The following is a 9,837-nucleotide window of genomic DNA, read 5'->3' on the forward strand; positions in this document are numbered from 1 at the left end:
GTTCACACAGCGCGGTACTCTCGCCCTGGTCAGGGGCATTCAGGGGGGTCTTGGGCCGGCTCCCCGCCCCGTTCCATCGTTGAGTCCTCTCGCTCCGCAAAGGAGAAGCTTGTGCGATTCCCGCTCTCCGCGCGCCTGCGCACCGCCATGGGAGCCGCCACGCTCTCGCTGCTGTTCATCATCCCCCAGGCGCTCCTGGGCCAGGCCTCTGGGGCGCCCGCAGCGCCTCCAGCGCCCGCAGCCCCCGCCGCGCCCCCGATCCTCCAGCGGGCCGTCGATGAGGCGGCGGGCCAGGCGCAGGCCGGCACCGCCGAGCGGGTCCGGGTTGTCGTCATGCTCAAGGACCAGCCCTCCTCGCCGTCCTCGGCGGCGGAGTCGGCCAACCTCGCCGCGCAGGACCCCCTCATCGCCGCCTGGAGCGGTGCCTACGACCTGCAGGTCGATGACCGATTCGGCTACCTCATCAACGGCATGACCGCCACCATGCCCGCGGACAGGATCGCCGCGCTCGCCCTTGAGCCCGCCGTGGCCTCGGTGCGCAAGGAGCGCGTCTACTACCCGAGCGAGTACTCGGCGCGCGATGAGGAGGGCGTGCCCGCGGCCCTGGCCAGCCACGGCGCGGACGGCACCGGCACGGTCATTTCCATCGTCGACACCGGTGTGGACCCCTCCCACCCCGACCTGCGCCTCGATGACTGCGGTGCCGCCAAGATCAAGGAGGCCAACCCCTCCGGGGGGCGGTTCACCTGCAAGGTCCCCAACGGGTACAACTACGCCGACGAGTCCTTCGAGATCCGCGACCTCACCGGCTCCCAGCACGGCCAGCACGTGGCCGGCATCGCCGCCGCCAATGGCTCGCAGGGAAGTGAGCCGGACTTCGCCACCTCGGGGCGCATCGACGGCGTCGCCCCCAACGCCCAGCTGCTGGCCATGAAGGTCGTCTCCAATGATCCCGCCAAGGCGGGAAAGGCCCTTGACGGGGACATCATCGCCGCGATCGAGGACTCGGTGAAGATGGGCGCCGACGTCATCAATATCTCCCTGGGAGGCCCCAATGGCGTGCCGGACTCCTCCGACGGCGCCAGGGCGGCCATCGAACAGGCCCGCCAGGCGGGGGTCCTCACCGTCGCCGCCGCTGGCAACGACGGCCTCAACTTCTCCACCGCGCAGGGGCCGGATGACGCGCTGGGCCGCTTCGACGACGGGACCGTGGCCAGTCCCGGCGTCCAGGGATCGGCTCTTACCGTCGCCTCCCTGAACAACTCCCAGTTCACGATCCCCAGCGGGTCCCTCGGCGAGGGCGACTCCGCCATCCCCTTCGGCTACGCTCGGCTCGGCGGCGCCGCGCCGAGCACGGCGTCGCGGGTGGTCGACGCGGGGCTCGGGCGAGCCCAGGACTACGCGGCAGGGGCCGACCTCTCCGGCGCCATCGTGCTGGTCGAGCACGGGGAGAACCCCTTCACGGACAAGCTCGCCAACGCGCAGGCCCACGGGGCCGCGGGCGTGCTCCTCTTCAACCCCCGGGCGGGCCAGGGGCAGCCCATCAACCCGGCCGGCGCCGAGGCCTACCCCCTGTTCTCCGCGATCATCCCACCCGGCCGGGCGCAGGCGATCCGCCAGGCCCTCGCCGAGGACCCGGGCCAGAGGATCCGCTTCGACGGGCCGCCGACGTCGGCCCCCTACCCGGGAGGCACGGCCCCCTCGCCTTTCTCCTCCTGGGGCGCCACCCAGAACCTCGATTTCGAGCCGGATATCGCCGGCATCGGCGGCGGCGTCTACTCCACGGTCGGCTCCGCCGGCTACGCCACCATGGAGGGCACCTCGATGGCGGCGCCGAATGTCGCGGCCATGGGGGCGCTCCTGCTCCACGACCTGGCCGCGCGCTTCCCGCAGACCCAGGGCGCCGAGAGGATCGACCTGGCCAGGACCCTGCTGATGAACACGGCCCGGGTCCCCTCGGCGGCCGACGGCTCGCCGGCCGCTCCGCGCCAGGTGGGCGCCGGGCTGGCGCGGATCGACAAGGCCCTGGCCTCGCCCGTCAGCGCCACCGTCGACGGCGCCCCGTCGGTGGCGCTGCGCGAGGTGAGCGCGCCCAGGGCCTTCACCGTCACCCTGACGAATCATTCCGGTGCCGACGCCTCCTACGCGCTGCCCGCCCAGGAGGTGCTCACGGAAGGCAACGTCGCCGGCGCGCAGACCACGGTGTCCGTGTCCGCCACTGAGAGCCTGACGCCGTCGAGCACCGAGGTGACCGTGCCCGCGGGCGGCACGGCCACCGTGGACCTCACCCTCGTCCCGGACACCGTCTCCTCCCACTTCATCGAGGGCTGGGTCCGCCTCACCTCCACCACCGGCGCGCCCGACCTCGTCGTCCCCTACATGGGATTCGTGGGCGACTGGAACGCCGAGCCCATCATCCAGCCCGAGGGCCAGGCCTGGGGCATCGCCGGTGGCGCCACGGATACCACCGGGCTCATCAGCAGGGTTGGCGCCTACACGGTGCCCGTCGCGGGGGCCGACGGCCAGCGCCGCGCACTGTCGCCCAATGGCGATGGCAAGATGGACGCCGCCCTGCCCTCGCTCGTCATGATGCGCAACGCGCGGGACATCCACTATGAGGTCCTCGACTCGGTGGGCAACCGGGTCGTTGATCTGGGAGATGAGCAGAACGTCCAGCGCTTGACGGGCCGGTACTTCGCCGACCCCGCCTACAGCGGCAGCCTCGGCCACGCGGGAGCGGCCTTTGACGGCACCGCCTGGAACGCCCAGGCGGGCGCCTTCCAGGCGCTGCCCGACGGCCAGTACACCTACCGGGTCTCCGCGCGCCTCAGCGAGGACTACGGCTGGCAGAGCCTCGACCTCCCCCTGACGATCGACACTACCGCGCCCACCGTCACGATCCTGGGGAAGAGCGAGTCCTCGGTGCGCTTCACCGTGGAGGACTCCGGCTCCGGGATCATGGGCGAGCCCATGGTGGTCCTCGCCGACGGCACGACCGCGCCCGTGGCCGAGCAGGCGGACGGCTCCTGGACGGCCACACTCGCCGGCACCACGCCGTACGTGACGATCAGCGCGATCGACGCCGGCTTCAACGTCACCGAGAAGCACGCGATCTACGCCTCCTCGGGGATGTTCGTCGCCGTCGATGGCCATCTGGGCGTCGCCAGCGTCATCCTCGGCGCCGACGAGACCCGCGACATCCCCATCACCGGCTTCGTCACCCCTGACATCACGCGGGTGACCGTCGACGGCGCCGACGCCCCCCTCGCGGGCAGCGAGTTCGCCGCCACCCTGACCGGCGACCACCCTGCCGGCACGGTCATGGTGCGCGGCCACGGCGCTGACGGGGCCCTCATCGACGAGTTCGCCGTCGTCGTCATCCGCGACACGATCCCGCCCACCGTCACCCTCACCGGGGGCGTCGACGAGACCGGGCAGGTGATCGCCGGCGCCGACGGCGCGATCAGCCTGACCGGCACCGTCTCGGACGACCGCGCCGAGCCGGCGGATATGACCCTGACCATCAACGGCCGGGGCGTGACGATCAAAGAGGACGGCACCTTCAGGCTCGCCACGACCCTCGACCCCTCCACGACCTCCCTCGGCATAGCGCTCAACGATGGTGCCAACACCTCCGCGCTCACCGTCCCGATCGCCGGCCGGGCTCGGGCGCCCGAGGCCGCCGCCATCACACTGACCAACGGCGAGTGCTACCGGAGCATGATCTGCGAGGCCTCCTCCAGTTCGCCCGATCGCGGAGCCGACGGCGCCTTCACCCTGCGCGGCACGACCAGCGGGGGCGTGGCGAGTCTCCAGTTCACACGCGGCTCGCGCGCGGGGGATGACGGCGGGATCGGTGAGAACGCGCCCATCGCGGTGACCGTGGCGGCGGACGGCTCCTTCAGCGCGCCCGTGCCCGCGCCGTCGGGCCTCACCCAGTACCGGGTGGTGGGCCGCGATGCGGCGGGAACGATCCTCACCGAGGGCGTCGTCAGCCTGTACGTGGATGTCACGCCTCCTTCAGCCGACTTCACCGAGCCGCCCCTCCATGGCGGTGAGCTCTACACCAACCAGGACTCGGTGGCCTTCAAGGGCACAGTTTCCGATGACCAGTGGGGCTACAGCCTGCGCCTCAACAATGAGATCGCGGCGGGCTTCTTCCGCAGAGACAACCCCGGCGCGAACGTGAATAAGCGGGACTTCTCCGAGTCCCTCGCCGTCAAGGACGGTGACACGCTGTACGTCGGGGCGGTGGACAGGCTGGGCAACTCGCTTGAGGCCCGCATCCCCGTTCATGTGGACAAGGAGGCCCCCGGCGCTGCCCTCGACGCCAAGGATGGCGAGGTCATCCGCGACAAGCGCGAGCTGACGGCCACCGCCACCGACCCCCATATGGCTGGCCTGTCGGTGAGCGTGGACGGCAAGGCGGTGGACTCGGTGTCCACCTCCCGCGCCAAGCGGCGCACCGACGTCGAGGGTGTCCTCGCACCAGTGGGCCGCGCGGCGGCCGGCGACGGCGCGGCCGGCGGCGCTGGTGGCGACGGCGCGGTCCCTGGGGGACCGGGTGGGCTCGTTGCCGAGCGGACCGGCTCGGTAGACGCGGGTGCCCTCAGCATCGCCGTGCCCACGGCCGACATGGCGGCCGGGACTCATGTCATCACTATGATCGCCACGGATCTCGCCGGCAATACGACCACGCTGTCCAGGGCCGTGGTCGTGGATGCCGACGCCGTCATCAACGGGCCGGACTCGGCCACGGTGACCGTCGAGCCCGGGGGCCTCGCCGATCAGCCCGCCGTGGCCGCGAAGGTCCTCGCGCTCTACTCCGTGACCGACGACGGCTCGGCCACGGCCGCCGGTGACACCGCGCTGTCGCTGGCGCCGAGCACCGTGCTCGCGCCGGGGGGCAACACCGTGACCCTCGTGGCCACGGACGCCGCCGGCCGGATCGTGACCCGCCAGGTCGCTATCACGATCTGCTCCCCGGAGCGGCCCTCGCCCGGGGGCGGCGGTGCGGGCGGCGGCTCCGTTGGGACTGATGGTGCGGCTGGCGGCTCCGGGAGCACTGGAGCGCAAGGGGCCGCGGAGGCTCCGCGCACCCAGGCCAACCGGCCCAGCCAGGCCAACCGGCCCAGCCAGGCCAGCCAGGCTGGCCAGGCCACGCGGCCGACCCGGCCCAGCCAGCCCGGTGAGCTGCCCGCCGCGCCTCCCCGGCCGGGTCAGGAGGTCGATGCCGGGGGCCAGCCCTCCGGGCGCCCCCCGATGAACGCGGGGGCCATGGCCAGCACCGGCGCCAACGCGACGGCCGCGCTGGGCTTGGCGGCCGTGGCAATCCTCACCGGGGGCGCGGTTATCTGGCGCCGCCGTCGGAGCGCGGAGCCGTCGAGCGCTGCCGCTGACTGAGCCTCAGGAGCGCTGAGCGCTCACGGAGCGGGTGTCGTGAGCGGAGATCCGCTCCCGCGTTGAGCGCCTTCAGGGTGAGGACGTCGAGCTCCCTGATCAGTTGCTCCCCCAGCTCGGTCATTCCCTGGTCTTCATCCATCGCGGACCCGACGGCGCCGAGTGTCGCCTAGGACTCGGCGCTCAGAGTGAGGGCACTCTCACCTGGCTCGCCACCGCCGGTCCGGCCATCCAGGCCTTGCGTCGGGGCGGTGTGCTCGTCGTCGATGAGCTCGATGCGAGCCTCCACCCCCATCTCGCCGCCGCGCTCATTGAGATGTTCCAGGACCCGGATCTCAATACGGCCGGCGCCCAGATCATCGCCACCACGCATGACGCATCGCTGCTGGGCAACACGCCGACTCCCAGGCTCGAGGCCGCTGAGGCGTGGTTCTGCGAGAAGGATGATGACAGCTCCTCAAGCATCTACTCGCTTGCTGATTTCACGGATCTTCGCCGGGCCAGCAACAAGAAGAATCGCCCGGTCCACGGCGTCGTCTCAGTCCCCTGCTTCGAGGTGTGGCTCACCGCGCACTACTGTCAGGTCCACAACTACGAGGACCAGCATGACGCTCAGGACCACTACGCGCAGATCGCTCCGGTGCGCGGGGGTGAGGAGAAGTCCCTTCCCAAGGACTTCCCGTGGGATGCCGTGGCGGACGCGGCCCAACGATGCCGGCTCGCGGGCGCCCTTGAGCCGGGGCTGGACACGCAGGGTCCCTGTCCTTCAACGACCATGCCTCACCTCATGCGCGCCCTCGGCCTCCTCTGAGGGGAACCGGTTTCGCTCCTATTTTCGACCGGTCTCGCTCTTGATTTCGACCGGTCTCGCTCGTATTTTCGACCGGTCTCGGCGGGTGGGGTGGATCACAGGGGCGGGGCATGGGAGGGTGAGCCCATGAAGGACGCGAAGGGGCGTCGGCGCACCGCGCCCAGTGCCCACCACGAGGCACCGGTCAAGCACGAGGTCCCCGGGGCGGGCGAGTCCCGCGCCTACTGGCTCGACGCCACCACCCTCGCCTGGCCCACGAGCCTCCTGCCCGCCGGCGTGCTCCCATCCGAGTTGGGGTCGAGCGCCCGCCCGCCGGTCTCATTCGACCTCATCGCCAGCCCGCGCGGTGGCACCGCGGTCGTGGAGGGCCTGCTCACCCTCGGCGACGGCGCCCTCGTCGTTCCACTCGTCGTCGCCGGGATCATCGACGAGGTCCTTCCCGGGGCGCTCGCCACGCACCCGCCACTCGCCGGATATCTGGCTCTGAGCACGCAGGATGCCATCGCCGGGCCCCGATTGCCCGTCGACGCCGTGGAGGCGGCGCTTACCGGTCAACTGACGATCGTGCAGCGCACAGTGGACTCCGACGCCGTCGGCCACTGGATCACCGCTTGCACCGGCGTTCAGATCTGGCCGATCCTCGACCTCCTCCACGGCGGCGCCGCCAACCGCGACGGCTCCGCTCCCCTCGGCCCGACGTGGGGTGGCGACGGCCCTCGCCAGGAAGGGGAGGGCCCCGCCTTCGCCCTCTGGGCGCCCACCGCCGTCGAGGTCGCCCTGCTGAGCTGGGCCACCGGTGACCCCACCGGCTCGGTCCCCCTCGTCGACGGCGAGCCCCTGCGCTCCCCTGCCCGGCGCCTGTCGGACGGGCGCTGGGAGGTGCCCGCGAGCCCCCGCATCAGCACTGGGGATCAGTACCTGTGGGAGGTCCGGGTCTACGTCCCCGCCACCGGGCGCATCGAGACGAACCTCGTCACCGACCCGTACTCCACCGCTCTGACGATGGACTCGCGCCGCAGTGTCGCCGTCGACCTCGCCGATCCCGCGCTCGCCCCCGCCGCCTGGGCGAGCCAGGCCGCCCCCGCCGCGGGAAGCGAGCTCGGGGGAGATGCCGCCCGGGCCATCTACGAGCTCCACGTGCGTGACTTCTCCGCCGCGGACCCGACCTGCCCGGCCGAGTCGCGCGGGACCTACGCCGCCTTCACCGTTGACAGCGCGGGAACCCGCAGCCTGCGCGAGCTCTCCGAGGCCGGCATCGACACGCTCCACCTCATGCCGACCTTCGATATCGCCTCCATCCCGGAGGACCGGGCCGCCCAGGCCGTTCCCGACATCCCCGACGGCGCCCACCCGGCCTCGCGCCGCGCCCAGGCGGCGATCGCCGCCGTCGCCGACGACGACGCCTACAACTGGGGCTACGACCCCTACCACTGGGGCGTCCCCGAGGGCTCCTACGCGCGCGCCGGGCACCAGGATGGCGGGGCCCGGATCATCGAGATGCGGGAGATGATCGGCGCCCTGCACGCCATGGGCCTCCAGGTGGTGCTCGACCAGGTCTACAACCACACCGCGGCCAGCGGGCAGGACTCGCGCTCCGTGCTGGACCGGATCGTGCCCGGCTACTACCACCGCCTCGACGCCACCGGAGCCATCGAGGACTCCACGTGCGCGAACAACATCGCCACCGAGCGGTCCATGGCGGAGCGCCTCATGATCGACATGTGCGTGCGCTGGGCGCGCGACTACCAGGCGGACGGCTTCCGATTCGACCTCATGGGGCACCACTCCGCGGCCACGATGCGCGGCGTGCGCGAGGCCCTGCGCGCGGAGGCGTCCGAGGTGATCGGCCACGACCCCTTCCTCTACGGGGAGGGATGGAACTTCGGGGAGGTGCGGGACAACAGGCTCTTCGTCCAGGCCGTGCAGGGCCGCTTGACGGGGACCGGGATCGGCTGCTTCAACGACCGCCTGCGCGATGCCCTGCGCGGCGGGAGCGTCGCCGATCCGGAGCCGAGGGAGATCCAGGGGCTTGGGACGGGCTTGGCGCAGGCGCCCTCGCCCTTCGACACTCGTGGTGCGGATGTCCGGCGGGCGGATCTCGTCTGGCGCGGCGATCTCATTCGTATCGCTCTGGCGGGCAACCTGCGCGACGTGGCGCTGCACTCCGGCCATGGCCGCTGGGTGCGGGGCGACGAGTTGCGCTACGGCGCGGATCCGGCCGCATTCGCCTCCGAGCCCGTGGAGTCCATCAACTATGTGGACGCCCATGATGACGAGACTCTCTTCGACATCCTCGCCTACAAGCTCGACCCGGACGAGCCGATGGAGGCCCGCGCGCGCATGGCGGCGCTGTGCCTGGGCGTGGTCGCGCTCGGGCAGTCGCCGGCGTTCTGGGCGGCCGGCGCGGAGATGCTGCGCTCGAAGTCCCTGGACCGCGATTCCTACAACTCCGGGGACCACTTCAACGCCCTCGACTGGTCATGCGCGGACAACGGTTGGGGACGGGGCCTGCCCCCCGCCGAGCGCAACTTCGACCGGTGGCTCATGCAATCCGTGCTCCTCACCCGCCCCGGGCTGCGGCCCACCGCCGAGCGCATCGCTGCGACCCGCGCCCAGTGCCTCGACTTCCTGCGCCTGCGGCGATCCACCCCGTTGCTGGCGCTGGGCAGCGCCGAGCTCATCCGGGAGCGGGTCTCCTTCCCGGTCACAGGCGATCCTGGCGTCATCGTCATGGTGATCGACGACGGCGCCGGGCCCGCTGATCTCGACCCGACCCTCGACGGCGTCGCCGTGGTCATCAACGCGCGAGCCCAGGAATCAGTGGTGCGCCCGGGCTCCATGATGGGGCGCAGATTCCTCCTCAGCCCGATTCAGGCCGGGGGCGCGGACGGCGTCGTCAAGGGCACCGCCTTCAATCCGACCACGGGCGAGCTGCGCGTCCCAGCGCGCACGGTGGCGGTGCTCATCGAGCCCTGAGCGAGTCGGTGGGACTTCCTGTGCGCACCCGCTTATCCGCGGCGTCACCGCGTTACCAGGGGGCGCGGGCGAGTCTCGCGCGGGGATGACGTGGGGGATGAGAACGAAGGAATGCCGAGAAACAGCCCGGGCCCGTCTCGAAGAGACGGGCCCGGGCTCCGCACAGGAAGGTGAACGAATATGGGGAGCGTTAACTCAGCAGAGCCAGCCCCAGAAGTGAGCGCAACGGATGTGCCAGTAGTACGGGACTGCTTCGGTCTTGGCCTGGTCGAACTGGGAGTTCGCCTCAGCGGCCGAGGCGGCCGGGGCGACCGCGGTCAGAAGAGAAGCAGCGAGGAGTGCGCCTGCCAGGGTGCGACGACGAGTCACGATTGATCTCCTAGGTTGGGGTCAGGGAGCCTCTGTATTGACTCCAGTCTTACGGGTTCATGGGACACCGCCATCGCCCCTAGGGTCAAGGGTTCTCATTCTTTTGTAGGACTGATTTGTCTCGGGAAGGTCTCAGGAGGATCCGAGGCAGGACCTAAGGGCAGGGTGAGTGTGAGGGTCCAGTGGTGGTCGGTGGTGGTGTGGGTGAGGGTTCCGTCGAGGGCTTGGGCGCGTTCGTGTAGTCCGATGAGTCCGAGTCCTGAGGTTAGGGCGGGGTGGGT

At 71.2% G+C, this 9,837-nt stretch carries 4 protein-coding genes; 3 read left to right on the forward strand and 1 reads right to left on the reverse strand.

Features of this window, described 5'->3' with window-relative positions; genetic code table 11:
* The first annotated feature begins 111 nt into the window (after window positions 1-111).
* The 3 genes from GVV75_RS05285 to pulA all read left to right on the forward strand — a co-directional run bounded on the left by GVV75_RS05285 (window position 112) and on the right by pulA (window position 9,187).
* A complete protein-coding gene (locus tag GVV75_RS05285) occupies window positions 112-5,403 on the forward strand; it encodes a S8 family serine peptidase (protein ID WP_159813807.1) in 5,292 nt (1,763 codons plus the stop codon).
* A 100-nt stretch (window positions 5,404-5,503) separates the two neighbouring features.
* Window positions 5,504-6,211 (forward strand): AAA family ATPase, encoded by a 708-nt coding sequence (locus GVV75_RS05290; RefSeq protein WP_201288716.1) that lies wholly within the window; start codon window positions 5,504-5,506, stop codon window positions 6,209-6,211.
* Window positions 6,212-6,337: 126 nt separating this feature from the next.
* Entirely contained in the window at window positions 6,338-9,187 is a 2,850-nt protein-coding gene (pulA, locus tag GVV75_RS05295) for a pullulanase-type alpha-1,6-glucosidase (RefSeq protein WP_159813809.1), read from the forward strand.
* 195 nt (window positions 9,188-9,382) lie between these two features.
* Here the strand turns inward: pulA and GVV75_RS05300 are convergent, their stop codons facing one another.
* Entirely contained in the window at window positions 9,383-9,556 is a 174-nt protein-coding gene (locus tag GVV75_RS05300; RefSeq protein WP_159624406.1) for a hypothetical protein, read from the reverse strand.
* Window positions 9,557-9,837: the final 281 nt, after the last annotated feature.

It is taken from the genome of Actinomyces sp. zg328 (genome assembly GCF_009829635.1).
Classification (GTDB): domain Bacteria; phylum Actinomycetota; class Actinomycetes; order Actinomycetales; family Actinomycetaceae; genus Actinomyces; species Actinomyces marmotae.

Bases quoted from the DNA above. Each gene is read 5' to 3' on its own strand.
- pulA (WP_159813809.1), top strand. From the start codon at position 6,338: ATGAAGGACGCGAAGGGGCGTCGGCGCACCGCGCCCAGTGCCCACCAC.